The sequence below is a fragment of the Pseudomonas sp. HY7a-MNA-CIBAN-0227 genome (assembly GCF_040310325.1).
Classification (GTDB): domain Bacteria; phylum Pseudomonadota; class Gammaproteobacteria; order Pseudomonadales; family Pseudomonadaceae; genus Aquipseudomonas.
In genome coordinates, this window is sequence record NZ_JBEOPT010000018.1 from 74778 (window position 1) to 99186 (window position 24409).

The following is a 24409-nucleotide window of genomic DNA, read 5'->3' on the forward strand; positions in this document are numbered from 1 at the left end:
CAGCCGGCAGGATCGCTCAGGGGCAGGCTATCGGCGTTTCCTTTTCTGGCTGACGGCCAGTTCAAACAGCAATGTCGAACGCCCAGTCACTTGGTAGTGGTCGCCAAACTTGAACACTTCCTCCGCCACCAGTTCCGGCTGGTTGGTATCTAGCTGTAATTTCCAATGTTGCCCTTGCGGCACTTCGGGCAAGACGAAGGCGACTACGTCGAAATGTGAGTTGACGATAATCAAGAGCGAATTTTCTCCGCCCGCTTTGCGAATGCCGGTAGGTTGCGCACGGCCATCCAGCAGAATGCCCATGCATCGGTTGCTACCATCACTCCATTGCTCGTTGCCCATCTCCTGGCCATTGGGCTGTAGCCAGCTGACGTCCTTGATATCCAGGTGCTCGTTGTAGACGCCTGTGAAGAACCGGTTGCGACGCAGCAATGGGTAGCGCTTGCGTAGCTCGATCAGGTATCGCGTGAAGTCCTGCAGCTCGGCGCTTTTTTCGCTGATGTCCCAGTTGATCCAGCTGATCTCGCTGTCCTGGCAGTAAGCGTTGTTGTTACCACCTTGAGTTCTTGCAAACTCGTCGCCGGCGAGCAGCATGGGCGTGCCTTGAGCCAGGAACAGCGTGGCGAGTAAATTGCGCATCTGTCGGTAGCGCAATTCGATGATCTCGGGGTCATCGGTTTCGCCCTCGACGCCGCAGTTCCAGGAGCGGTTGTCCGAGTGGCCATCGCGGTTATCTTCGCCGTTGGCTTCGTTGTGCTTATCGTTGTAAGACACCAAATCGTTGAGCGTGAAGCCATCGTGGGCGGTAATAAAGTTTACAGAGGAGGCTGGCTCGCGCCCGCGTCGGTTGAACTGATCGCCTGAGGCCAGGAAGATCTTGGCGAAATCACCGAGGCGATCATCGTCGCCTTTCCAGAAGGCGCGGGAGACGTCGCGAAACTTGTCGTTCCATTCCATCCAGCCTGGGGGAAAATTACCGACCTGATAGCCGCCAGGGCCACAATCCCAGGGTTCTGCAATCAATTTGACGTGGTTCAGGGTAGGGTCTTGGCGGCAGGCGTCGAGAAAGCCACCGCCTTCATCGAAGCCCTGGGGTTCGCGGCCCAGGATGGTCGCCAAGTCGAAGCGAAAGCCATCAACGCCCATCTCGTTACTCCAGTAACGCAACGAGTCGGTGACCATTTGCAGTACACAAGGGTGGCTCATGTTTAGGGTGTTACCCGTACCGGTGTCGTTGATGTAGTAGCGCGCATCGTCCGGCATCAGGCGGTAATAGTTGGCGTTGTCGATGCCCTTGAGTGAGAGAGTAGGGCCCATCTCGTTACCTTCGGCAGTATGGTTGTAGACAACATCAAGAATGACCTCAAGGCCAGCCTTGTGGAGTCGCGAGACCATAATCTTGAATTCGCCGATCGAACTGCCAGCCATGTAGCGTGCATGCGGCGCGAAGAACGCCAGCGTGTTGTAGCCCCAATAATTTTGCAGGCCTTTCTCAAGCAGGTGGTTGTCATCCAGGAAGTGATGGATGGGCATCAGCTCAACCGAAGTTACGCCTAGTGACTTGATGTATTCCACTACATCACTTTCGTGGAAAGCGGCAAACGTACCGCGCGCAACCTCCGGCACACTGGGATGTTGTTTGGTAAAACCGCGCACGTGGGCTTCATAGAAAACGGTACGGGCCCATGGAATATTTGGCTTGGGCGTGTTGCCCCAGGTAAACGCTGGATCAATCACCCGGCAGCGCGGCATGAACGGCGCGCTGTCGCGCTCATCGAACGATAGGTCAGCATCGGGATGGCCTATGGTGTAACCAAACAGCGCATCGTCCCACTGCAGTTCACCCACGATCTGCTTGGCGTACGGGTCGATTAGAAGCTTGTGATGGTTGAAACGATGGCCGTTTTTCGGCTCATAACGCCCGTGCACTCGATAGCCATATAAAGTGCCAGGCCGGGCGTCGGGTAGGTAACCGTGCCACGTTTCGTTAGTGAACTCTGGCAGCTCAATTCGCTCGATTTCCTCTTTCCCATCGGCATCGAATAAGCAAAGTTCGACCTTTGTAGCGTGGGCCGAGAAAATTGCAAAATTGACCCCGGAACCGTCCCATGTCGCTCCGAGTGGATAGGGTTGGCCTTCCTGAACACGTGAATGCATTGATGAGATCCCTGCAACATGGCGTTGGGTCGATTGACTTGGAATAGAGTGACCTTGAAGGCATTGCATTGTTTAAACCATAACAACCTATTGTTTTTTATTGAAAATTTATGCGGACAAAGAAAAAGACAACAGCGCCTTGATGCGCGACTCCAATACGCTCTCTCGCTGTTTATCCAAGGTATTGAGAGCGTCACTATGAAGCAGTGCGTCACGCGTTTTTCAGGTATTGATGGTTGTCTCCTCGTTTCGGAAAAAAGTTCGAACCAAGCCAGTATGTTTCTCCGTACATATGGTGGTGTTGCAGCCCTGCTTGCGGTCACCAGTGTTTCAGCCGACCCGCTGTCCGCACCTAGTCTTTCCAGCACGTTGCAGCCGAACGACAACCCTTTTGCCATTGATGCTGGCCCTCTGGGGAAAGTCTACGTAAGCGGGCAACTGACAGGGATCGCCCTGTGGCAAAACCATGTGGTCGATGCACCCGACACCGGCAATTCGCGGTCGCTGGCCGATGTCAGCAACGCCCAGGTGGAAATCCAGACGATCGAGGGGCCGCTGCAGTTCTACATTCAGGCCGGATCGTATGTGCTGCCCTCCCTTGGTACCGCCTATCTCAAGTCGAGCAAGACCGTGGACAGGCTTTACGGCGACGTTCCCGTTGGTTACCTGAAGGCAGTGATCAGCCCGGAAATCTCCGTAATGGCCGGCTCGCTGCCCACAATGATCGGGGCCGAGTCGACCTTCACCTTCCAGAACATCAACATCCAGCGCGGGCTGCTGTGGAACCAGGAACCTGCCATCAGCCGTGGTGTGCAGGTCAACTATTCCGGTGGCAAGACCAATGCAGCGCTATCGCTGAACGACGGTTTCTATTCCGGCAAGTACAACTGGGTGACGGGCTCCTTCTCATATGCCTTTGATGCCGCCAACACCTTGAGCGTGATCGGGGGAGCAAACGTCTCCAGCAACTCGAAGTCCTCGGCCGCGACACCCACTGCGCAGAACAACAGCCAGATTTACAACGTGATCTTCACCCACACCGATGGGGCATTGACGCTCACGCCTTACCTGCAATACACCCGGGTCGATAAGGACGCGAAAGCAGGTATAGATCGCGCAGCGCAAACGTACGGGGCAGCGTTCCTTGCCAAGTACAGCTTCTCTAGCCACTGGTCGATCGGTGCCCGCGCCGAATACCTGGACAGCAACGGCGGCGGCTGCGGAGCCGACGAGGACTGCTCGCCCACCAACCTGCTTTATGGAACAGGCTCCAACGCCTGGTCGTTGACTGCTACGCCGACCTATCAAGATGGTCGCCTCTTCGTGCGCGGCGAACTCGCCTACGTGCGAGCCGAGGAGGCCATCTCTGGCTCAACCTTTGGCGACAGCGGTACCCAGCACGATCAGGTTCGTGTGCTTGCTGAGGCCGGCGTGCTTTTCTAATTGGCGTTAAGAACCAGGTCCTTACCCATCTAAAGGGATGCTGATAGATCGACAGGCTGGCACACCAATCTTGCCGAGTGCCAGATTGCGGATGTCAGTCAGGGATTTACGCGGCCAGGACTCCTCTGGAGTACTCTTTGTTCTGGTCGCCCCACCGATAACGATAGAAAAAGCTGACCGACACGCCGTCCTTCACTCCGGCTCTGTCACTTCTCCCGCCGAAACCGGCCAGCATCAGAAACACGCTGGTGCGTAGATCCTCCCCCCGTACCTCCCATTCCCACCGCAGCTTGCACGCTTCCTGTTCTCGGCAGCCGATTTCCAGCCAGTGATATGGCGACACAGGATTTAAGTAGTCTTTTGCTTGATGTCCGTTATCGTGTCGGAAAAATCACCTAGCGTTGGGCGTTCTTACCCGACGAGTGCGGCAATTTCCGCCGATGTTCATTTAGGAGCGTACACGTGATCTGGTTTCTTGAAGGTCAATCCAGCCAACGCGACATTATTATGGGCGCGCGTGAAGCATTGCCGGCGAGTGTCAGGGTTTTTGCCTCCCATCGTCAGGACCGGCCCGAAATTACAGGGCAGGCCGACGTTAGCTTTCAAGAGCCTCAAGACAACCAGGAGCGTATTGACTGGGTGATTGAAACGGCACTTGAGCACCGCATCGAGGTGGTACTTGCTGGCCGTATTGGCAGTTTGTACGAAGCGGCCCGAGATCGGTTCGACGCTGCTGGCTTGCGCCTTGTTACTGGCGGTATGTCCATGGATACCTTCAATAACGTGGACGATAAAAGCTTGTTCACTGCCGAGGCCGAGCGTGCGGGGCTCGCTTGCACGCCGGCGCTGACGGTGACCAATGCCCAGGAACTGGTCGCTGCCCATGAGGTGTTGTCGAGCCAGGGAGAGGTTTGCATCAAGCCTGTGGTCGGGATCTATGGCCAGGGGTTCTGGCGGTTTAAGTCGGGTGTCGACCCGTTCCGCTGTCTGGAAAACCCAGACGCGCGGGAAGTCGACTTTGATACCTACCTGAAGATTTATATGTCCGGGGCAGAACGGGTGCCCATGTTGGTCATGCCTTATCTGGCCGGCAACGAGTGCTCGGTGGACATGGTGTGCGAAGCGGGTAGGCCCGTGGCATTCGTGGGCAGAAGAAAGCAGGGTGTTCACCAGACATTCGAACGCGAGTCGGCCGCCGTGGAGTTAGCCCTCAAGGCAGCCGCGCACTTTAAATGCGATGGTTTGGTGAACGTGCAGACGCGGGATGACTACGAGGGTATTCCCCATCTGCTGGAGATCAACCCGCGCTACTCCGGAGGTATTGGCTACACCCGGGCGACAGGGGTGAACCTGGCCGGAATATTTGCCACTCGTCGGCTGGGTCTGCCGGAGCCTGCGAGGCAGTGGGTCGAGGGCGTGCGCGTGAAGCCCATCACGGTTGCCGTGATAGCATCTTCCTGATATTACAGCGCCATACAGACAGTGAATGATTCTTGATGTGTTGGCATAATTACCGCCACATCGTTCAAGGAAGACCAGGATGAAGGCGCTTACACCCGGAGCAAACACCGCGATTTCAGGTGTAAAGACTGCATGGACACTGGACTGCAGTAACTCCAGCGCCTTCGGTGAGTACGCCGCCGTGGCGTTGCTCCCTGTCACCGAAAAGCGTATGCCTACGGGGGACCCTGCGCTGTTTCAAGTCACCCAGAAATGGATGGAGTGGAGCGGCACGCCAGCCTCAATTGGTTGCTCCCTTGATTTGTCAGCGCTGCCCGGTGGCAGTGAGGGGGTGTTGCTGGTCGTTTATACGTTCGCCGCCGCAGGCCCTGTCAGTGAGCTCAAGGAGTTGCGTCTACAGGTCGATAACGAGGTCGAACTGTCCCTCGATTTGCGCAATAACGGCGAATCGGCCATTGTCATTGGCGAGTTTTACAAACGTAACAACCAGTGGAAGTTCCGCGCGCTCGCCGAAGGCTCGGCCTATGGCCTTGCCGCGATGGGGCGACGGATGGGCATTGTCATCGATGACGCACACCCGACCCGCCGTTCGTACTCAGGCGATTCACCGAGAAACCGTGGTTCTGCCACGGGCACCGGTTTTGCCGTTTCACCCAGTCATGTGATGACGTGTGCCCATGTGATTGAGGACATGCAGGAGCTGCACATTTCCTCTTTTGCCGGTCGTTACCGCGCCGAAGTGGTGGTGGTCGATCAACGAAATGATATTGCCCTGTTGCGGGTTCAGGATTGCCCGCCACTGGCGCCAGTGGTCTTCAAGGAAGGCGCCAGCGGCGCGTTGGGCGAATCGGTGATTGCCCTTGGCTTTCCGATGGCGGGCCTGGCAGGCGGTGGCGTTCATGTGACACAGGGAGGGGTGTCGGGCCTGTTTGGGCTACACAACGATGCCAGTTTGCTGCAATTCACCGCAGCAATTCAGCCTGGGTCCAGTGGTAGCCCATTGTTTGATACCAGCGGCGCGGTCATCGCCATGGTGACGTCGACCTTGCCGGACGCGCAAAACATGAACTTTGCCGTCAAGGCCGGCCTGCTTCTGGCTTTCCTGGATGCCTGCCAGGTGTCCCCTTCCAAATCGCCAACGGGCCGCCTGTATTCGACCTCGCAAATGGCCCGTGAAGCACAATCCTCGCTCTGGCGGATCGAGGCCAGAAATCCGTAGAGGCACCTTGCTTGAAACAATAGTGAGCGATGTCTGACTCACTAAAACGCCTCTTTTAGGAATGTTGTACATGGAAGCCGCAGTAGTGAAAGCACCGATCAATCGACTCAGCGCGCAGCTCAAGCGCGGGTTAATGGAAGTTGATGTAGAGCAATCCTCCATCGCCCCCGAATCCTTGTTCGGGTTCGCCGAGCGCCGTAATCCAAAGCGTGCGTTCCTGTTTGTATCCCGCGTGCTGGGCAAGCATATTCCTGTGCGCCCATCGACTATGCAGGCCAGTTACGAAAGCCTGGCCGCCAAGATTCCCGCCGACTTGCCGGGGCCAGTGCTGGTGATCGGTATGGCCGAGACCGCAGTGGGCCTGGGGGCCGGTGTACACCGCGCTTTTAGCAAGACTCGCCCGGACACGGTTTATCTGGTGAGCACGCGCCATCCGGTGGGCACTGAAATGTTCGCCCGTTTTGAAGAAGAGCACAGTCACGCCAGTGCACACCTGATCCATCAGCCCACCGACCCCGATATTCGGGAAATGATGCAGCAAGCGCGCTCCCTGGTGCTGGTGGACGATGAAGCCTCGACCGGCAAGACGTTCATTAATCTGCACCGGGCACTGATAGAGGCCGGGCTGAGCAAGGTAGAGCGGGTAGTGACCTGCGTGCTTACCGACTGGTCCCAGGGCGCTGTGCGCAATGCGCTGGGCGAGACCGCCGATGAGGTGTCCCTGCTGCAGGGCACGTATCGTTTCCTTGAGGATGTGAGCGCGCCATTGCCACAAATGCCCGATGTGGGGGCGGTTGCGGTGGGTGAGTGGCCGATTGATCCGTGCAATGACTGGGGCCGTCTGGGCGTGCGTCATGTGGATGACACGCTGGCACCGGATATTCAGGTCAAGCCGGGTGAGCGGATCATCGTTGTGGGGACTGGCGAGTTCGTGTGGCGTCCGTTCCTGTTGGCTGAGCGCCTTGAAAAGGCAGGGGCTGACGTCCATTTCAGCTCCACTACTCGCTCGCCGATTGCCTTGGGCCATGAGATCGGGAGCGCATTGTCGTTTGCCGACAACTACGGTCTAGGTATTCCTAATTTTCTTTACAACGTGCGGCCAGGGCAATTCGATCGGGTATTGATTTGTAGCGAAACACCTGTCGAAGCGGTTCCCCAATCGCTGATTGACGCACTGAGCGCAGAGGTCATTGTCGATGAGCAGTAAGCGTCCCCTGATACTCATCGACCTCGATGACACGCTGTTTCAGACTGCCCGCAAGATGCCCGAAGGCGCAGCCCGGCATACTGCGACGCTGGATGTCGATGGCCAGCCCAATGGCTACATGAGTTCGGTGCAGAAAACCTTCGTGGAGTGGCTGCTGGAGTCTGCCGATGTGGTCCCGGTCACGGCGCGTAGTGTCGAAGCCTACAGCCGTGTGCAATTGCCCTTTGTCGCGGGTGCGGTGTGCTCCCACGGTGGCGTGATCCTTCAGCCCGATGGGACGTTGGACATGGACTGGCATGGGCAGATGACTGATGTGCTCGCGGCCTATCAAAGTCGCCTGCCTGCGCTCAGCGCGGCGACCTTGGCCATTGGCCAGGAAATGGGGTTCTCCCTGCGCGGTTGGGTAGTCGAAGAACAAGGCCTGCTCAACTACGTGGTGACCAAGCACAACGAGTCCGACGACTCGGTGCTGCAAAAGGTCCTGGCTGAAGTGCAGGCCCGTGGCCTGCTGGAAGGTCTGCATATTCACGGCAATGGCAACAACCTGGCCTTCCTGCCCAATGGCTTGGCCAAGCGCCAGGCGGTCCAGGAATTGCTGCGTCGAGACCGAGCCATTAATGGCGAACGCCCGGTGTTGGGGTTTGGCGATAGTGTCACCGACCTGGGTTTCATGAACGAATGCAACTTCTGGGCGACGCCGGCCAATAGCCAGCTGGCAAAGGTTGTGGAGGCGATGATCCATGCTTGATGCTTTCGCTCATCTGACAACCGTCGGCAGCGGTAGCTACCTGGCCGACGACGTGCTTTTCCTGTTGCAGCCCGTCGAGATCGAAGTGACGGATGTTCAGGAGAAAGAGCGCCTGATCCAGACACAACAGAAGCATTACTCGGAGATGATCAGCCAAGAGTCGGCGCCTACCGAGGTTCACAAAGAACTGTACCAGCGCGCCATGCAGCAGAATGCGGCCAGGATGGCTGGCGACGTGCAGTCCCTGGCCATCGCTTTGGATCAGGCCTGCAAGGGCCCTTCGATTGCGCTCGTGTCTTTCGTTCGTGCGGGTCTTCCGCTGGGCGTGCTGCTGCGCCGCGCGCTACTGGACCTGAGGCGTGAGGCCCATCATTACGGCATCAGCATCGTACGTGATCGCGGTATCGACATGATCGCCCTGGAAGCCGTTATCGAAGCTCACGGCGCTGAAAACATTGTGTTCGTGGATGGCTGGACGGGTAAGGGCGCGATCTCTGGCGAGATCCAGCGTAGCCTCAAGGGCGATGCGCGGTTTCCTGAGCAGCCACGGCTTGTGGTGCTGGCCGACCCCTGTGGGCGCGCCTGGATGGCGGCTTCGGCCGAGGACTGGGTGATTCCATCCGGCATCCTCGGGGCCACGGTTTCCGGCCTGGTCTCGCGCTCCATCTGGCCTGCCGAGGGCGGGCTGCATGGTTGCGTGGTTTACGACCACCTGCACGAACACGACGTGACTCGCGACTTCATCGACCAGATCGAGGCTGTGCGCCGTACGTTGCCTGCGGTCGAGGCTGTCGCCCCGTGGACGCAAGCGCGGCGCACCGAGTTGCAGTCTGCGGCGCTGGAGGTGATCGATGTTATTTCCGGGCGTTTTGGCATTACCAATCTGAATCGGGTAAAACCCGGTATTGCCGAGGCCACGCGGGCCGTACTGCGCCGTGTGCCGGATCAGGTTCTGGTGCGTGATCGCAGTGACCCGGACGTGCAGTTGCTGATGCACCTGACCGAACGGGCCGGTTTGACGGTCGAGGAAGTCGGTGCGGCCCTTGGCCCTTACCGTGCCGTGACCGTGATTCGGAGTTTGAGTTGATGAAAAGATTTTCGCCTTACGCCCTCGGCGCCACGCTCTACATGCCGGCCACCCGGGAGGACATCCTGGACGTGGTTTTTCGCAAAAAACTGCCTGAACTGCGGTCCATGGTGGTGTGCCTTGAGGATGCGGTTGCCGAAATAGATGTCGACACGGCATTGCGCAACCTGCACCGCCTGCTCAGTGCCATTGAACAGCAGGGCGGGCGTTCGGATGACGGGCCGATGCTGTTCGTGCGCCCGCGGGACTCGCAAATGGCCGCGGTTCTGAACGAGTGGCCGCTGATGGTCCATGTCGACGGTTTTGTCGTGCCCAAGTTGAGCCTGTCGAACCTGCGCGCCTGGGAGTCGGCGGTCACTAACCCAGAAATTCTGCTCATGCCGACCCTGGAGACCCGGGAAGTCTTCAACCCGGGGGCCATGGTCGAGTTGGGCGAAGCCCTTAAAGAAACGCTGTTCCCGCGGATCATTGCGCTGCGGATCGGCGGTAACGACTTAATGGGCTGCCTGGGTTTACGACGCAATCCGGCCACGACCCTGTACGACACACCCATGGGCTATGTAATCCCCATGCTTGCCGGTGTGATGGGGTCCCAGGGGTTTGCCTTGACCGCGCCGGTGTTCGAGCAGTTGGCGACACCCCATCTGCTGCTGGAAGAGTTGAGTCTCGATATTGCCCATGGCCTGGTGGGTAAAACCGCGATTCATCCAAGCCAGATCAACACCATCCAGGACAGCTTGCGCGTTAGCCTGGAGGATCTAAATTGTGCCAAATTAATGCTGAATGAAATTGCGCCCGCTGTTTTCAAACACAATGACGCTATGTGCGAACCAGCGACTCACCTCAAATGGGCAACCAATATCCTTGAACGCGCCAAGTGGCACGGTGTCAGGCTTGCCGAGACGGGTCATGCCGACCCGTTAATCCGTCTTGCAGAGGCTGGCCGATGACCCAGGAAATGCTTGAGCGCGGCCCTGTGGGAGCCAAAGTGCTATCTGTCTTTGACTTTGATGGCACGTTGACGCGCCATGACAGTTTTGTACCGTTTCTTAAATTTGCATTTGGTAAGCGAGAATTTATCCAGCGCCTGCCGCGTCTCCTGGGCCCGAGCGTGAGCTACCTGATGCGTCGTTTGTCGCGGGACGAACTCAAGGCAAGGCTGATTGCCGCTTTCCTGACCGATACCAAGGAAGAATGGGTACGGCACAAGGCTGCAGAGTTCTGCGGCCTGTATTGGGCTCGCCTGATGCGCCCGGTCGGTTTGACCGCTGTCGCGGCCGAAAGGCAGGCTGGCCATGAGGTCACGCTCTGCTCTGCTTCCCCAGCGTTAGTCTTGAAGCCGTTTGCCGATCGTCTCAATATCAAATTGATCGGCACTGAACTAGAGGTTGTTGATGGACGTCTGACAGGACGTATATCGGGTAATAACTGCCGTTGTGAAGCCAAGGTACATCGCCTTGAAGCTGTGTACGGCGACTTGACCCAATACCGGCTGCGCGCCTGGGGCGATACGCGCGGCGATCAAGAACTGTTGGCCGCAGCACAAGATCCACACTGGCGACACTTTCACCCCGTATGGCGCCGTGGGCGTATGCGGGTAGCCAAGGCCGGGGATCGAGGTGCAGGCATTATGGCCGTTGCAACTCACCCGGCTGAAGGCAACAACGATAAACACCAGAAAACGACGATCAACAAGGAGCGTACAGATGGCCCTGACTCTGACTAAAAACCAAACAATCTCCCTGGAAAAAACAGCGGGCGGTGGTGGTCTTACATCGATCAGCCTTGGCCTGGGCTGGGACCCGGAGAAGTCCGGGTTCCTGGGCCGATTGATGGGCAACAGCGGTGAAGTCGACCTGGATGCTTCCTGCATTCTGTTCGATGAAAACCTCAAGCCGATTGACTTGGTGTGGTTCCGTCAACTGCAATCGCGCGACGGTTCGATCAAACACTCCGGCGACAACCGTACCGGTGAAGGCGATGGCGACGACGAAACCATCACCGTTGACCTGCAGCGCCTGCCGGCTACGGTCAAATCGCTGGTGTTCACCGTGAACAGTTTCACGGGGCAGAACTTCGAAAAAATTGCCAATGCCTACTGCCGCATTGTCAATGCGAGCAACAAGACCGAACTGGCGCGCTTCAATCTGTCCGAGAAGGGCCGTCATACCGGTGTGGTCATGGCAAGCCTGGTGCGCGAGGGCGGCGACTGGGAATTCAAGGCCATCGGTCAAGTGACCAACGGCCGCACCGCTGACGATCTGGTCAGCCTGGCCGTTCAGGCAGTGCGCTCATGACGACCCTGGGACCAGGCGCAAACGCTCCGGTCGCCACCGGTCAGGCGCAGGTCGAGATCAGCTACTCGCCGATTCCGGGCGCTGATATTGATGTGTCTGCGTTTGTTCTGGGGGCCACCGGGAAAGTCCGTGGCGACACCGACATGTGTTTCTACGGGCAGACCACGGTACTGGGCGGCACGGTGCAAATGACCGAGTCCTCGGCCGGTCGCGCGGTGTTCACCCTCGACTTGTCGCGCCTTGAGGCTGTGGTCGAGAAAGTGGCGCTGACCGCGACGATTTACGAGAACAAAGCCAGCTTTGACCGAGTATCTCATCTTGCGCTGACCGTCACGGGCGGTATCGAGGCGCAGATACCCACCACGGGCATGAAGGAAACTGCGTTGATTCTTGGCGAGTTTTACCGTCGCCAGGGTGAGTGGAAATTCCGCTGTGTGGCCCAGGGTTTTGCCGGCGGCCTGGAGCCGTTGGCCAAGCACTTTGGTGTTGAAGTTGCGGCGCCTGCTCCGGTCGTAACGCCTGTACCCGCTCCGGCCCCCGCGCCCGTTCCGGTAGCGGCGCCGAAGCCTTCGGTCAGTCTCAGCAAAATCACCCTCGACAAGACGCGCTCGTCGATCAGTCTGGAAAAAACGTCCGAGGGCTTTGGCGAAATCAAGGTCAACCTGAACTGGAACAAAGGCAAGGGCGGTGGTGGCTTTTTCGCGCGCAACACCTCCATCGACCTGGATGTCGGGTGCCTTTACGAGTTGCAGGACGGCTCCAAGGGCGTCGTTCAGGCGCTGGGCAACTGCTTCGGCGATCTGGATTACGAGCCCTACATTCAGCTCAAGGGTGACGACCGTACCGGCGCCGTCAGTGATGGCGAATGGCTTCATATCAACGGTAAACACTGGGGCAATATTCGACAGGTTCTGGTGTTTGCGTTCATTTACAAAGGCGCACCGAACTGGCGGGAGACCGATGGTGTTGTGACCATTCATGTCCCGGGCCAGCCGCCGATTGAAGTTCGGCTGAATGAAGAAGGAGGCCGTCAGGGCATGTGTGCAATTGCCCTGCTGGAAAATGTTGGCGGCGGCGTCAAGGTGAGCCGACGCGTGGACTTCCACAATGGACATTCGGCCATGGACAAGGCTTACGGTTGGGGCATGCGCTGGGCGGCAGGTTCCAAGTAATCCGATTATCAAACTAAAGTTGAATGCGGCGGACCATTCCGGTCCGCCTTTGAGGTGAACAACATGTTGTCATGGCTGAAAACCAATGCGGCGCTTGCCCGCGAGAAACTGACCACCGAGGTGGCCAAGTTCAAGAACAAAGAGTTCATGGAAGCGGTCGCCAACAGCTGTGCCATGGTTGCAGCGGCTGATGGTGAAGTCAGTTCGGCAGAAAAAACGAAAATGGCCGGATTCATCAGCAACTCGCCTGAACTGAAAGTGTTCAATCTGACCGACGTTATCAAGGTCTTCAACGACGCTTGTGCCAAGTTCGAGTTCGACTTTCAGATCGGTCAGGCCGAAGCCCTGAAAAACATCAGCAAGATCAAAGGCAAGGACGGTGCTGGACGCTTGCTCGTTCGTGTCGCCTGCGCTATCGGTGCCTCGGACGGCAATTTTGACGACAAGGAAAAAGCCGTTTGCCGCCTGATCTGCCTTGAGCTGGGCCTTCCCCCAGCTGACTTTGAACTGTAAGGAACGACACTGTGGAAGTTAGCCAACTGGGTTTCCCCCCGCTGACCATCGCCGTGTTCGTGGCGTTGGCGCTCGGCGCCATGATTATCGACATGTTTACCCATCGTGGTGACAAACCCATCAGCCTGGCCCAGGCCTCGGCCTGGTCGGTGTTCTGGATCCTCATCTCGTTCGCCTTTGCAGGGTTCCTGTACTTCGAGCACGGTTCGGAAGTCGCTACGCTGTTCATCACCGGTTACGCCCTTGAAAAAGTCCTGAGCGTAGACAACCTGTTCGTGTTCATGGCGATCTTCGCCTGGTTCAAGGTGCCGAATGGTCTGCGTCACCGCGTACTGTACTGGGGCATTCTCGGTGCGATCGTGTTCCGCCTGATCTTCGTGGCCATTGGTACCGGCCTGTTGGCCTTGGGGCCGTGGGTCGAGGTGGTCTTTGCCCTGATCGTTGCCTGGACCGCTGTGATGATGCTCAGAAGCGGTGGAGACGACGAAGAAGAAGAGGATTACTCCACGCACATGGCTTACCGTTTCGCCCAGAAACTCTTCCCTGTGTGGCCGAAACTGCATGGTCATGACTTCTTCGTGCGTCGCAAGACCCTGGAAGCCGAACTGACCAAACCAGAAAACAAGGGCATGTCCCTGGCCGCCAAAGGCGGTTTGTTCGCCACTCCGTTGTTCCTTTGCCTGGTGGTGATGGAAGTTTCCGACGTGCTGTTTGCGTTCGACTCTGTCCCGGCAATCATCGCCGTCAGCCGCGAACCATTGATCGTTTTCTCGGCCATGCTCTTCGCCATTCTGGGTCTGCGGACCATGTACTTTGTGCTGGAAGCCCTGAAACGCTATCTGGTGCACCTGGAAAAAGCCGTCATCGCACTGCTGTTCTTCATTGCCGTAAAACTTGGCTTGAGTGCGACGGACCATATTTTCCAACACGGCTACACCATTGATCCGAACACCAGTTTGATCATCGTTGTCGTGGTTCTGGCCATTGGTGTTTTTGCCAGTCTGCTCTTCCCGCAAAAGGAAGAAACAGAAGCTGAAAAACCTTAACGTCAAATACATTACCCACTAAGGAGTTGTACTCATGGCACTGACCCTTCAAAAAGGCGGCAACCTGTCCCTCTCGAAGACCGATCCGACACTGACCAAGATTCTGATCGGTCTGGGTTGGGATCCGCGCGCTACCGACGGCACGGAGTTTGACCTGGACGCCAGCGCGTTCCTGCTGGGTGCCAACGGTAAAGTACGTAGCGACGCCGACTTTATTTTCTACAACCAGCTCAAAAGCGCTGACGGTTCCATCGAGCACGCCGGCGACAACCGCACCGGTGCCGGCGATGGCGACGACGAAGTGCTGAAAATCGATCTGAGCCGCGTACCTGCGGATATCGACAAGATCGCTTTCACTGTCACCATTCACGATGCTGACGCTCGCAAGCAGAATTTCGGTCAGGTCGGTGGCTCGTTCATCCGCGTAGTCAACGAGATCAGCGGTGCTGAAATTGTGCGTTATGACCTCGCGGAAGACGCATCGACCGAAACGGCGATGATCTTCGCCGAGCTGTACCGTAACAACGGTGAGTGGAAATTCCGCGCCGTTGGTTCGGGCTTTGCCGGTGGCCTGAAGGCTTTGGCCAACTCGTTCGGTATGAACTTCTAAACTCCACGTCCATTGAGCAAGGAAATTGATCATGGCTGTAAGTCTCTCCAAAGGCGGCAACGTATCCCTGTCCAAAGAAGCACCAGGCCTGACTGAAGTAGTCGTAGGTCTGGGCTGGGATCCTCGCGTCACTGACGGCACCGAGTTCGACCTCGATGCGTCGGTTTTCGTCGTGGGCGAAAATGGCAAAGTGCTAGACGACAACAGCTTCATTTTCTACAACAACAAAAAAACGGCTGACGGCTCCGTTGAGCACATGGGCGACAACCGCTCCGGTGCCGGCGAAGGCGACGATGAGCAAGTGACTGTGAAACTGACTTCCCTGGCCCCGCTGGTGAAGAAGCTGGTATTCGCCGTCACCATTCACGATGCCGAAACCCGCAAACAAACCTTCGGCCAGGTTGCCAACAGCTTCATTCGTGTGGTGAACAAGGCTGACGGTAAAGAACTGGCGCGTTTCGACCTGAGCGAAGACGCTTCGACCGAAACCGCGATGATCTTCGGCGAGCTTTATCGCAGCGGTGAAGAGTTCAAGTTCAAGGCGATCGGCCAGGGTTTTGCTGGCGGCTTGAAGCCTCTGGCTGAAGCCCACGGCGTTAGCATTGGCTAACCCAAAGGGTTGAAAAAAAGCCCCGTCTTTCGAGCGGGGCTTTTTCTTGTCTGCCTTTTACGCATGCATGGCTGGCTGTGCCTGTCGTTCGATCAAGCGGCTGATCAATTGTCAGATACAAAAAATCCGGCGGATGGCCGGATTTTTTATAACAGGGTCATGTCATCTGTAGGACTTGGATCAATTTACCAAGGTCTGGTGACGCCGCTTCAGGCGACGCTTTACGAACAGAGCTACAAAAATAAGCACTAGCGTCATTACGCTGAAGAACACCGTATTGAACCATGGAAATGGCTCCGCACGGCTGTTCGTGGATTCGATAGCGGTGATGTTTGGGAAAACCGAAAATATCTTAATGCGCCATCCGTAGTACCGAATGATCGCCAACTGCTCAGCATCACGAGAGTAGCCCTGGGCCTTCGCTTGGACGTCTGCAGAGTCGAACTTGAAATACCAGGGGAAGGACCAGCCAGTATCTTCATTGCGGTAGACCATGACTTTCTTGGAGTCTGGGTCTTCGGTGTTGATGAAATAAACGTCCCTGGTCGGGCCATCAGCTGGGTTTTCAGCATTGATGACGCCATCGTGGTCGACCCGCTTGACTTCAACTCCCGTGATCAGCACCACATCATGTTGAGGGAGGACGTAGAAAAGCCCCAGTGCGCCAGCGCTCACTATAAGCAGTACAGCAACTAGAATTACGCCTTTGAGCAACTTCATGCATTCACTCCATTTTAGAAGGTAGGAATTTTGCCCGTTTTCTTCGCAAGAGGGCATGTTTAGTTGATAGCCATCGTCAGTGTTGCATGGGGAAGATAGAGGAAACGGAAAAATCCTGGTTCGCTAGCATTGCTGGGTGACACAGCCGCCAGTGAAGTATTCCAGACACTGCGGGTCAATTACGCCACACAGGCATGCACCGATCATCAACCATCCAATGAGGCTGGCCGGCCTGTATGCATACGCCACCTACCCAGCGCTCCTTGGCGCCATGGTCCAGCCAATACGCCGTTCCCTTCAGCACCTGATGCCCCAGCGGTGTCAGCGTCAGCAACCTCCGGGGCCATTGCAGATGGGTATCTGACTCGGTCAACAGCGGCGTCTTGCAGTCAATCAGCGGGCGCATAAGCGCATGGAACATCAAATCCCCCAGATACGGCAGCGGCTCGCGCTGGGCCATTAACTCGGCGAAAACCCTGGCGAATGCCACCGGGCCTGCTTCCTCTATAAATTGTAACGCCAGGTGTTCAGTCAATGATAAACCGTCCCGAACCCCCGGAAGTTCCTGCAACTGGCGCAGCAGTGCCGGCGCTAGAAGTGGCAAGCAGCGATGCGTGCCGCGGGCGAGTTCGGCAAGTTTGACCGGTGAGCTGTCGCAATAGGCCAGCCATGCCTGCCGGGCCAGTTGCACGGTTTGTTCATCAATGGGGCGGCGCTGCGGCCATAACCAGGCCAATACGTCGGGAGCCAGTTGGCCGATGCCGATGAAGCGCTGGACGCCGGGGATGCGGTCGACTTCTATCAGCTCAAGCTTGAATGGTACGCGCTCAAGTCCTGCCAGGGCACGAATCAGGAACAGTTGGTCGTAGGCGTCCGCCTCGCACCACAGCACGCTGTGTTCGTCGTTGGCCAATAACGTGAGGTGGTTGTATTCGTCGTTGAGTCTGCGCGCTACATCGGCGCTGTCCATCTCAAACGCCTCACTGATATAGCGGCTGCGTACTGCCTGGTATTGTTCGGCAGGCAGGTTTGGAACAGGCCCCATGCATAATGGGTCGGACAGCATTTGAAAGTGGCCCTTGAACCCCGCCAACTGCAGGCTATGCGCAATATCGTTGCCGCATCGCCAGTGGGTGGTCAGCGCTTCATCGCTCGCCGCAAAGTCTGGATGGCGAGCAGCGAAATCAACCGCATCCACGTGTGCCTTGAGTTTGGGCCAGCTACTGAAACCCAACTGTCTGGCGATCAGCCACTGGGCGTCGGACAAGATGGGCGGTGAGGAGGGAGGGCCGCCAGGGATCAGGGAAAGTTGTTCGGGCGCCGCACCACTTTTCATGCGCAACAGAAGTTCCTTGGCGCGTTTGCGTTGCTGCTCAAGGTTGATACGGCCGTCATGGGACGAGGATGCTGGATGTTGCGACATACGATCTCCTTGCACAAACCTTGTCCGCTTTAAGGTTGGGAGTCGTAGAGATGTGGTATTCAGTCAAGGTCCTGGGCGCAGCCCTTTCCGCGGATGGAGGCGTAGATGGCGCCTTGCGGGAATATAGGCAGTGGCGTATTTGATTGCAAGCCGTTCAGTAGAGGATTGAGTCCATGACGGACACCGTTTACCCGTTGATCGAAGCCAGGGCACTGACGCGAATGGATGAGCGCCATCAGGCTCAGCTGCTGCACACTACTGACTTCAAGCTGTACCGCGCAGACCGTATCTCCATCACCGGCTCATCAGGCTCGGGAAAAAGCGTTTTCCTCAGGGCGCTTGCCTTGCTGGACGCGCCGACGTCTGGAGACATCCTGTGGAACAACCAACCCGTCCCCAACGCGCTAATACCTAGGTATCGCAGTCGCATCTGCTACCTCTCGCAGCGGCCGGCACTTATTGACGGCACGGTGGAAGATAACCTGCGTCTCCCCTACAGCCTCAATATCTGGCAGCACCTGGACTTCGATCTGGAAGCGGTAAAAGTCCTGCTGGCCCATGCCGGAAAAGAGCCAGGATTCCTGTCAAAAATGGCGGCTGATCTGTCGGGCGGCGAGTCGCAGGTCGTTTCGTTGATCAGAACACTGCAACTGGACCCGCAGGTGCTACTGCTGGACGAACCGACAGCGGCACTCGACCCTGCATCGTCTCTAGAGGTTGAGGCCTTGATACAGGCCTGGTTTGACAACGGCTCGGGTTCGGCCCATGCCTACATTTGGGTTTCCCACGACCAGACCCAGGCGCAACGAATGAGTACCACCCGGTTGCACATGAGCGCCGGTGTGTTAACCGGAGCCGTCCCGTCATGAACTATCAAAACCTGTCGGCGCTGGATATTTCTATCGCCGCCTCGTTGATCCTCATCAACGGTGCGCTGTCACTGCGGCTGAAGCTGGGCCTTGAGCGACAACTTGTTTGGGCCGCTATCCGCACGGTGGTTCAACTGCTGGCGATTGGTTACCTGCTGGGCTGGGTGTTCGAGTTTGCCTACTGGTATGTGGTGTTGCCGCTGATGTGCTTGATGACCCTGATCGCCGGCATGTCGGCAGCGGGGCGGGGCAAGCGCACGTATGCGGGCCAGCGTGTCGACAGCATTGTGTCGGTGTGGGGCAGTTCGTGGCTGGTGACTGCCGTGGGGTTGTTCGCCGTTATCCGCATTCATCCTTGGTACGAGCCGCAGTATGCGATCCCTATCCTGGGGATGATCCTCGGCAACACGCTGACTGGCGTGTCCCTGGGGATTGAACGCATGACCCAGGAGTTGACCTCGGGACGCAACACCATCGAAATGATCCTGGCGTTGGGTGGGTCGCGGTGGGAGGCGGCGCAGGATGCGATCCGCCAGGCCGTCAGGGCCGGTATGATCCCGACCCTCAACCAGATGACGGTGGTCGGCATTGTCAGCCTGCCGGGCATGATGACCGGCCAGGTGTTGGCGGGAGAGAGCCCGGCGGACGCGGTTCGTTACCAGATCGTCATCATGTTTCTGATCGCCGCGTCATCGGCATTGGGCACGGTAGGGGCTGTACTGCTCACCTACCGACGGCTGTTTTCAGCCGATCATCGTTTCTTGAGGTACAGGCTGGAGGAGCGCTCTTAACCGTGACGGTTACGCTCGTCCGCTACTTCAGGTTTGGCGTCTGATGCTTCAGCCAGGCCATCAAAGTGCGCGACGGTCGGCGCATTCTGCTGTCTGGCCAGGTGGGTGTGGACGCCGACGAGAACACTGTCGGCCCCGACATCACCGAGCAATCTGTCGCCATCGTCGTGGATCATCGTCAGCGGCCTGTCACTGCCCGAGTGGTTGATCGAGATTGAGGCGCAGGCGTTGATTCCTGACTGAGCAAGCTTCTATGGTCACCCAGGGCTCAATAGCGAATCATCACCGACTTCAGCTCGGTGTAATCCTCGATAAACGCACCGCCAAACTCCCGACCCATGCCCGAGGACTTGTTGCCACCAAACGGCACCGCTGGGTCGAGCAAGGTGTCGTTGGCGCTGTTGGCGAGAATCACCGTGGGTTCGACATAACAACCGGGCCGATCCATCCGTTTGCCTCCGTGGATGATGGTGTTGTTTTCAGCGCGTGCGGTGGCGAAAAAACCTTCGAGTTTCAACTGATGCTGACGATGGGTAACCGGCCCGAATTCGGTGCGTTCATCCAGGGGTGAGCCGATATTCAGTGCACCCAGCCGGCGTAGTAACGCAGGAAGTGCGCCGCCTGGTCGACTTCAAAGGTCCGGAAAATCTGAATGATCTTGCCCGACTGGCAGGTCTCGATCTGCGCCAGTTCCTCGCGGTGGCGCTCCAGCAGGGCCGCCAGTTTCAGCAGCACGTTGCCACGGGTTGCCGGTGCGACTTGGGACCACAGCTTGAAACCGCGATTGGCTGACTCCACCGCCGCATCGATGTCGACGTGATCGGCATCGACGACACGGGCGATAGCATTGCCAGTGGCGGGATTGATGACTTCCAGGGTCTGGCTGGAATGGCTCTGGGCATAGCCACCGTCGATAAACAATCTGTAGTCTCGACCCAGGAAGGCTTCGACTTGGGGTAGCAGGGGAATATCGCTCATGGGGTTTCCTGATTACGAATAAAGGAAAGCCTGAGGTTAACCAGAGGTGGCTGCCGGGGCTTGACTGTGGCTGCCAGCTCGATCAGACCGTCAGCTGTGAAAAGTGCAATCTTGGCTGTGGAAGGTGCATTTTCGTCTCGATGGGCCGATCCCATACTTGCCCTGCATCCAGCACCGTTCCTCGATTTTGAACAGGTGCAGGACATCCAATAATAAGCAGGGCCATCCATGAAAAAGCCAAACGCGTTCCTTGAAGACCTCAAGTCCATTCTGCCGACCATCGCCGCCAATGCCTTTCGCGCCGAGCAGGACCGCAAGGTTCCTGACGAAAACATTACGCTGCTCAAAAGCATCGGCATGCACCGTGCCTTCCAGCCCAAGACTTTCGGTGGCATGGAAATATGCTGCCGCAATTTGCCGACTGCATTGCCCTGCTCGCAGGCTCTTGCGCCAGCACCGCCTGGGCGATGAGCCTGCTCTGTACCCACAGCCATCAACTGGCGTTGTTCTCGGCCACCTTGCAGCAAGAGGTCTGGGGCGATAACCCGGATGCCACGGCCAGCAGCAGCATCGCACCGTTCGGCCGTACAGAAGAAACCGAAGGCGGTGTGCTGTTCAACGGTGAAATGGGCTGGAGCAGTGGTTGTGATCACGCCGAATGGGCAGTTAGGCAGCCAACCCAAAACCTTCGGCAAGATATCCTCCAGCAAGGCCTGTGGGCGGATGCTTCATGTGTTGATGGACCAGTTGTGCAAGGACACCCAGGCAGGCGAAGGCGCCGTGGGCGAAGTCGAGGCTTTGCAGGCGGCGTTTGTATCACTGCTTGGCTCGGCTTTTGAGCAGGATGATGAACGGGACGACTGCGGGGTGTTGCAGGGTAGCAACCTGCGCAGCTACGTGCAGAAAGTCATTGATGAATCCCTGACCCAGCCTGGACTGAGCCCGGTGGGGTTGGCCAATCGACTGAATATCTCGGTGCGGCATTTGTACCGGTTGTTTGAAGAGCAGGACGACAGTGTCTGCCGCTACATCCAGCGGGCTCGGCTCAAGCGTAGTGCTGATGATCTGACTAATCCGTTTCTGCGCAGTGAGTCGATCACCTCGATTGCGTATAAGTGGGGGTTTACTGATTCGGAGCACTTTAGTCGCTCGTTCAAGAAGCAGTTTGAGCTGTCGCCTAAGGATTTTCGGTCTAGTCGGTTGCAGTAGGTAGTTTGAGGTTTTGGGAAGTACGACGGAATCGTTGGATGAGGAGATCGCACGCTCGTGCTCGTCTAAGCATAGGTAGGTGGTTTTCCTCTGTAAGCTCATCAGCCCGAAAGGACTTATTATTTACTTAAGTGCCGTTAAGATTCGCCCCATTTATCCTGATCCTCTTTATCTGGTTGTTTGCAGTCACAGTGAGTTGGCCCAGCAATCACGAAAGGAGATTTGTTCTTGGATGTCGTTGGTGAGGTCGTGCTCTTCATAGTCGAAGATGCGGACAAGTTTGCCGTCTGATTCGCCCATTGTCACTTCGTAAGCGACTAGCCCGTTTGACATTTGTGATGGCATTGCGGATGTATGTACGTTTACTTTTGCTCCCTTGCACAAAAATTTTACATGGCCAAATTCTTTTCTCAATAAGCCAAAGCAGATGTAAATATCTAAGGCGCTATAGGTTTTATTTGTTCCGTCAATAAATGATATGGAGAGAGTGCGCGTGGTCCTGTCGTATTCAATAGTGGCTCTTTCTTGGGTGCCGTTATTAAGTATGGTAATTTCTTGGATTGTCACGATTTAGTCTCTGTTGGGGTTTGTCAATGAGTATCCTTTGTGGGTGCCATTATCATTTACCGGTGTGGCCCCAAGAATGTCCTTGGTGTCGATACGATGAGGAATGGCAATTTCAAGCTCTTTCTTGTATCTGGATACGTGCCCCTAGTTCTTTGTTTACGTCTAGGCCAGGAATTTTTTTCAAAAGGTGTAAAGGTGTAAAGGGTACGGATCTATTTATTTTTTGAAATTGTACGTGAGTATATCCGCACCCTTTATCTTGAAAATCACAAGGATCTCATGGTTGTACGAAGACTAAATGTGGGAGCTGGCTTGCCTGCGATGGCGGCCTGGCAGTCGCCAAAGATTTTAATTGTTACCAAGTAGACTGATCTTCTAGGCTGGCCTTTTCAAGGTCATTTTTCCATTCTTTATTCATGATTCTAAAAATATCCTCGAAGAAACCTCTGGGGTTTTCCATGGTGTCCCATCCGTAAGGTAAGGCGCAATGGGACTCGGGATATTGACTAAGAATCTCTGAGAAGTCGTATGCGTCATAATTAAGAGCAGAGCTTAAGATGTCTATTAGAGATTTCCTATGCCTATAATTTAAGTCTGTGCTCCTGTCAGTTATGTAGTTTTTAATTAACTCTTCTCTGTCAGTGGGCGAATTTATATTGTAGTTCGAAAGGGCTTCGCCTAAAGACTCTTCACGGTCATAGATGTCAAATCCGCTGAGTAAATATTGCAGCTTTGGTTTGTACGGTATATTTAGAAAAGGGTGCTTTAGCATTAACGAGTGCTCACGGGGAATGCTGTGTATGGTCGTTTTGTTTCACGATCAAACTTTACGACGGCGGCGTTCATGTTTTCATCGAGTATTGGGTTGTTAGGGTCCTTTTTATTTGGTATGTATCCTCTGCCGCAGCCTTGCATTTCAATCCTGACGATAGGGTTGCCATATTCGTCTTCTCCAGTGAAACGCTCCATTTTACGCGCCTCTCTTGTCATGGCTTCGTTTAAGACGTTTAACTGTATTCTCGAACTTTTAAATTGCGAACTGGGTTTCATAAGGTTCTTTCTTTGTTGATAGGGGGGTAGCTATTTTCAAACACGTTCATCCAGCTATTTACCATGCTCATGTTGATTTGCTCTCTGTAGCCTCTACGTGGTAACGCATAAGGCATTCGAGCAGGATTTTCATAAACTGTCTCTGGTCAATTATTTCGACGTCAAAGTAAGTATCGAAAAGGTAGAAGGTGCTGTCGAAATTTTCGTCCGTTTTTAGGAAGTGCTTGAGTGTGTCGATGTGCCATAGCCTCTCTTTTGCTTTATATGAGATAAACTCTGGCTTTGTTAGCTGGTCAAATAATTCGGCGAGTTCTCTGTCGTCATTAATATTTTTTGAGACGATGAGACGCTCTCGTTCAGGGTCGTCTGTGTTTTCAATATTATAAGTGAATAGTAGGCTTCTGAGGATCGATAGCTTTGGTAATAATTTCATATTAAAATTCCGTATATGCGGTAATTGGATTTCCTTGCGTGTCTAATATTACTTTGGCCTTTTTTTGTTTTCCATATTTCAGGTCCTTGCTTTCGTAGCCCTCTCCAATTATTTTTCCCATTTCCATAGGTTCGCGTGATGTCTCTATATTGGTTCGCCTAAATATAAGTTGAGCGCGATAAATCGCATTTAGTTGGTCTCTGTGGCTGAGATATCGAGTAGCAGCGGTAGGTATTTTGGGTTGCCCTGCCTTCTTGCCGTAAATGTGTCTCTCAATTTTCCCGGTAGTTGGGTTTTTAGCCGTCATGATCCTCTCTAGTTGAGATTCAAGTGTTGTCTGTGCCCCGTGTTTCTCCAGGAAGTGCGCTTTTGGGTGTGCTTGTTCAATCTCATTCAAACGCCGATAGGCATTTCCCTCCGCAAGTTCGTCAATTCTTGCCTGCCGTTCTGCCCTTGACAGTTGCGGTACAGCGGGCTCTGCGTGGTTAACACTTTCCGTGGGATTCTGAACGGTAGTGTTTGGCTTACACCCATCCCCACCCGGGCACGTACTCAACCCCAACGGATCAACCCACCCCGTAGGGTTAGGTACGTACTGGTATCCGTTCAGCCCACCCGCCAGTTTCACCGGGTCGGTCGTCAGGTAGCGACCGTTGTCCGGATTGTAGTAGCGATGGCGGTTGTAATGCAGCCCGCTTTCTTGATCGAAGTACTGGCCCTGAAAGCGCAGCGGGTTGTTGACGGTGTTAACGTCAAGCTTCGCGATTTGGCCGTAGGCGCGGTAGTGGGCGGACCAGAC

At 55.8% G+C, this 24409-nt stretch carries 23 protein-coding genes and 5 pseudogenes; 19 read left to right on the top strand and 9 right to left on the bottom strand.

Translation table 11 applies throughout. The annotated features are described in order from the left end of the window. Positions 1-27: 27 nt before the first annotated feature. Entirely contained in the window at positions 28-2157 is a 2130-nt protein-coding gene (glgX, locus tag AAEZ06_RS23590) for a glycogen debranching protein GlgX (protein ID WP_350616482.1), read from the bottom strand. Between the two features lie 54 nt (positions 2158-2211). Between glgX and AAEZ06_RS23595 the strand changes: the two genes are divergently transcribed. Beyond that, positions 2212-3600, top strand: coding sequence for a porin (locus AAEZ06_RS23595; RefSeq protein ID WP_350616484.1), 1389 nt, complete (start codon positions 2212-2214; stop codon positions 3598-3600). Positions 3601-3784: 184 nt separating this feature from the next. Here AAEZ06_RS23595 and AAEZ06_RS23600 read toward each other — a convergent pair. After that, positions 3785-3916 (bottom strand): annotated as a pseudogene (locus tag AAEZ06_RS23600) (tyrosine-type recombinase/integrase); the annotation flags it as partial. A gap of 146 nt (positions 3917-4062) precedes the next feature. Here AAEZ06_RS23600 and AAEZ06_RS23605 point away from each other — a divergent pair. The 13 genes from AAEZ06_RS23605 to AAEZ06_RS23665 all read left to right on the top strand — a co-directional run bounded on the left by AAEZ06_RS23605 (position 4063) and on the right by AAEZ06_RS23665 (position 15570). Then, positions 4063-5061: an ATP-grasp domain-containing protein gene (locus AAEZ06_RS23605; protein ID WP_350616486.1), complete on the top strand. Its 999-nt coding sequence runs from the start codon at positions 4063-4065 to the stop codon at positions 5059-5061. Positions 5062-5140: 79 nt separating this feature from the next. Next, a complete protein-coding gene (locus AAEZ06_RS23610; protein WP_149494055.1) occupies positions 5141-6280 on the top strand; it encodes a trypsin-like peptidase domain-containing protein in 1140 nt (379 codons plus the stop codon). A 70-nt stretch (positions 6281-6350) separates the two neighbouring features. Continuing rightward, a complete protein-coding gene (locus AAEZ06_RS23615) occupies positions 6351-7487 on the top strand; it encodes a phosphoribosyltransferase domain-containing protein (protein WP_350616488.1) in 1137 nt (378 codons plus the stop codon). After that, the gene (locus AAEZ06_RS23620; RefSeq protein WP_149415117.1) at positions 7477-8235 is read left to right on the top strand and encodes an HAD family hydrolase; all 759 of its coding nucleotides are present in this window, start codon (positions 7477-7479) and stop codon (positions 8233-8235) included. Before AAEZ06_RS23615 ends, AAEZ06_RS23620 begins: the two co-directional genes overlap by 11 nt. Continuing rightward, a complete protein-coding gene (locus tag AAEZ06_RS23625; protein ID WP_149415118.1) occupies positions 8228-9322 on the top strand; it encodes a cysteine protease StiP domain-containing protein in 1095 nt (364 codons plus the stop codon). Before AAEZ06_RS23620 ends, AAEZ06_RS23625 begins: the two co-directional genes overlap by 8 nt. After that, entirely contained in the window at positions 9322-10272 is a 951-nt protein-coding gene (locus AAEZ06_RS23630) for an HpcH/HpaI aldolase/citrate lyase family protein (protein WP_149415119.1), read from the top strand. Before AAEZ06_RS23625 ends, AAEZ06_RS23630 begins: the two co-directional genes overlap by 1 nt. Further along, entirely contained in the window at positions 10269-11048 is a 780-nt protein-coding gene (locus tag AAEZ06_RS23635) for an HAD family hydrolase (RefSeq protein ID WP_350616491.1), read from the top strand. Before AAEZ06_RS23630 ends, AAEZ06_RS23635 begins: the two co-directional genes overlap by 4 nt. Continuing rightward, the gene (locus AAEZ06_RS23640; protein ID WP_149415121.1) at positions 11029-11619 is read left to right on the top strand and encodes a TerD family protein; all 591 of its coding nucleotides are present in this window, start codon (positions 11029-11031) and stop codon (positions 11617-11619) included. The genes AAEZ06_RS23635 and AAEZ06_RS23640 overlap by 20 nt, the downstream gene beginning before the upstream one ends. After that, positions 11616-12791: a TerD family protein gene (locus tag AAEZ06_RS23645; RefSeq protein ID WP_149415122.1), complete on the top strand. Its 1176-nt coding sequence runs from the start codon at positions 11616-11618 to the stop codon at positions 12789-12791. The genes AAEZ06_RS23640 and AAEZ06_RS23645 overlap by 4 nt, the downstream gene beginning before the upstream one ends. A 63-nt stretch (positions 12792-12854) precedes the next feature. Then, a complete protein-coding gene (locus tag AAEZ06_RS23650) occupies positions 12855-13304 on the top strand; it encodes a tellurite resistance TerB family protein (RefSeq protein WP_133102781.1) in 450 nt (149 codons plus the stop codon). Positions 13305-13315: 11 nt separating this feature from the next. Then, the gene (locus AAEZ06_RS23655) at positions 13316-14350 is read left to right on the top strand and encodes a TerC/Alx family metal homeostasis membrane protein (RefSeq protein WP_149415123.1); all 1035 of its coding nucleotides are present in this window, start codon (positions 13316-13318) and stop codon (positions 14348-14350) included. A gap of 34 nt (positions 14351-14384) precedes the next feature. Next, the gene (locus tag AAEZ06_RS23660) at positions 14385-14960 is read left to right on the top strand and encodes a TerD family protein (RefSeq protein WP_133102779.1); all 576 of its coding nucleotides are present in this window, start codon (positions 14385-14387) and stop codon (positions 14958-14960) included. Positions 14961-14991: 31 nt separating this feature from the next. Further along, on the top strand, positions 14992-15570 hold the full coding sequence (locus tag AAEZ06_RS23665; protein ID WP_149415124.1) for a TerD family protein: 579 nt from the start codon (positions 14992-14994) through the stop codon (positions 15568-15570). A 180-nt stretch (positions 15571-15750) separates the two neighbouring features. On the opposite strand, the gene AAEZ06_RS23670 is transcribed toward AAEZ06_RS23665, so the two are convergent. Together AAEZ06_RS23670 and AAEZ06_RS23675 are read right to left on the bottom strand one after the other, a co-directional pair. After that, positions 15751-16290, bottom strand: coding sequence for a DUF1523 family protein (locus AAEZ06_RS23670; protein WP_133102773.1), 540 nt, complete (start codon positions 16288-16290; stop codon positions 15751-15753). Positions 16291-16465: 175 nt separating this feature from the next. Further along, complete coding sequence (locus AAEZ06_RS23675) at positions 16466-17713, bottom strand: DUF1835 domain-containing protein (protein WP_350616495.1); 1248 nt, start codon at positions 17711-17713, stop codon at positions 16466-16468. Between the two features lie 173 nt (positions 17714-17886). Here AAEZ06_RS23675 and AAEZ06_RS23680 point away from each other — a divergent pair, with 173 nt between their 5' ends. From AAEZ06_RS23680 to AAEZ06_RS23690, 3 genes and pseudogenes are all read left to right on the top strand, one after another. After that, a complete protein-coding gene (locus AAEZ06_RS23680; protein WP_149415126.1) occupies positions 17887-18582 on the top strand; it encodes an ABC transporter ATP-binding protein in 696 nt (231 codons plus the stop codon). Continuing rightward, complete coding sequence (locus AAEZ06_RS23685) at positions 18579-19373, top strand: ABC transporter permease (RefSeq protein ID WP_350616497.1); 795 nt, start codon at positions 18579-18581, stop codon at positions 19371-19373. Before AAEZ06_RS23680 ends, AAEZ06_RS23685 begins: the two co-directional genes overlap by 4 nt. A gap of 59 nt (positions 19374-19432) precedes the next feature. After that, positions 19433-19616 (top strand): annotated as a pseudogene (locus tag AAEZ06_RS23690) (hypothetical protein). 25 nt (positions 19617-19641) lie between these two features. Here the strand turns inward: AAEZ06_RS23690 and AAEZ06_RS23695 are convergent. Then, positions 19642-20351: pseudogene (locus AAEZ06_RS23695) on the bottom strand (aldehyde dehydrogenase family protein). 228 nt (positions 20352-20579) lie between these two features. On the opposite strand from AAEZ06_RS23695, the pseudogene AAEZ06_RS23700 reads away from it, so the two are divergent. Next, positions 20580-21019, top strand: a pseudogene (locus AAEZ06_RS23700) (acyl-CoA dehydrogenase family protein); the annotation flags it as partial. Then, positions 21015-21560, top strand: a pseudogene (gene feaR / locus AAEZ06_RS23705) (transcriptional regulator FeaR); the annotation flags it as partial. The pseudogenes AAEZ06_RS23700 and feaR, both read left to right, overlap by 5 nt. A gap of 186 nt (positions 21561-21746) precedes the next feature. Here the strand turns inward: feaR and AAEZ06_RS23710 are convergent. From AAEZ06_RS23710 to AAEZ06_RS23725, 4 genes are all read right to left on the bottom strand, one after another. Continuing rightward, a complete protein-coding gene (locus tag AAEZ06_RS23710) occupies positions 21747-22127 on the bottom strand; it encodes a hypothetical protein (protein ID WP_350616499.1) in 381 nt (126 codons plus the stop codon). Positions 22128-22898: 771 nt separating this feature from the next. Continuing rightward, a complete protein-coding gene (locus tag AAEZ06_RS23715) occupies positions 22899-23177 on the bottom strand; it encodes a hypothetical protein (RefSeq protein WP_350616501.1) in 279 nt (92 codons plus the stop codon). Positions 23178-23244: 67 nt separating this feature from the next. Further along, on the bottom strand, positions 23245-23610 hold the full coding sequence (locus AAEZ06_RS23720) for a hypothetical protein (protein ID WP_350616503.1): 366 nt from the start codon (positions 23608-23610) through the stop codon (positions 23245-23247). Between the two features lies 1 nt (position 23611). Beyond that, positions 23612-24409: RHS repeat-associated core domain-containing protein (locus tag AAEZ06_RS23725; RefSeq protein WP_350616505.1), on the bottom strand; the 798-nt coding region annotated here is incomplete at its 5' end.

Bases quoted from the DNA above. Each gene is read 5' to 3' on its own strand.
- glgX (WP_350616482.1), bottom strand. From the start codon at position 2,157: ATGCATTCACGTGTTCAGGAAGGCCAACCCTATCCACTCGGAGCGACA.
- AAEZ06_RS23615 (WP_350616488.1), top strand. From the start codon at position 6,351: ATGGAAGCCGCAGTAGTGAAAGCACCGATCAATCGACTCAGCGCGCAG.
- AAEZ06_RS23670 (WP_133102773.1), bottom strand. From the start codon at position 16,290: ATGAAGTTGCTCAAAGGCGTAATTCTAGTTGCTGTACTGCTTATAGTG.
- AAEZ06_RS23665 (WP_149415124.1), top strand. From the start codon at position 14,992: ATGGCTGTAAGTCTCTCCAAAGGCGGCAACGTATCCCTGTCCAAAGAA.
- AAEZ06_RS23650 (WP_133102781.1), top strand. From the start codon at position 12,855: ATGTTGTCATGGCTGAAAACCAATGCGGCGCTTGCCCGCGAGAAACTG.
- AAEZ06_RS23675 (WP_350616495.1), bottom strand. From the start codon at position 17,713: ATGTCGCAACATCCAGCATCCTCGTCCCATGACGGCCGTATCAACCTT.
- AAEZ06_RS23610 (WP_149494055.1), top strand. From the start codon at position 5,141: ATGAAGGCGCTTACACCCGGAGCAAACACCGCGATTTCAGGTGTAAAG.
- AAEZ06_RS23630 (WP_149415119.1), top strand. From the start codon at position 9,322: ATGAAAAGATTTTCGCCTTACGCCCTCGGCGCCACGCTCTACATGCCG.
- AAEZ06_RS23640 (WP_149415121.1), top strand. From the start codon at position 11,029: ATGGCCCTGACTCTGACTAAAAACCAAACAATCTCCCTGGAAAAAACA.
- AAEZ06_RS23715 (WP_350616501.1), bottom strand. From the start codon at position 23,177: ATGAAACCCAGTTCGCAATTTAAAAGTTCGAGAATACAGTTAAACGTC.
- AAEZ06_RS23685 (WP_350616497.1), top strand. From the start codon at position 18,579: ATGAACTATCAAAACCTGTCGGCGCTGGATATTTCTATCGCCGCCTCG.
- AAEZ06_RS23720 (WP_350616503.1), bottom strand. From the start codon at position 23,610: ATGAAATTATTACCAAAGCTATCGATCCTCAGAAGCCTACTATTCACT.
- AAEZ06_RS23620 (WP_149415117.1), top strand. From the start codon at position 7,477: ATGAGCAGTAAGCGTCCCCTGATACTCATCGACCTCGATGACACGCTG.
- AAEZ06_RS23660 (WP_133102779.1), top strand. From the start codon at position 14,385: ATGGCACTGACCCTTCAAAAAGGCGGCAACCTGTCCCTCTCGAAGACC.
- AAEZ06_RS23645 (WP_149415122.1), top strand. From the start codon at position 11,616: ATGACGACCCTGGGACCAGGCGCAAACGCTCCGGTCGCCACCGGTCAG.
- AAEZ06_RS23635 (WP_350616491.1), top strand. From the start codon at position 10,269: ATGACCCAGGAAATGCTTGAGCGCGGCCCTGTGGGAGCCAAAGTGCTA.
- AAEZ06_RS23625 (WP_149415118.1), top strand. From the start codon at position 8,228: ATGCTTGATGCTTTCGCTCATCTGACAACCGTCGGCAGCGGTAGCTAC.
- AAEZ06_RS23680 (WP_149415126.1), top strand. From the start codon at position 17,887: ATGACGGACACCGTTTACCCGTTGATCGAAGCCAGGGCACTGACGCGA.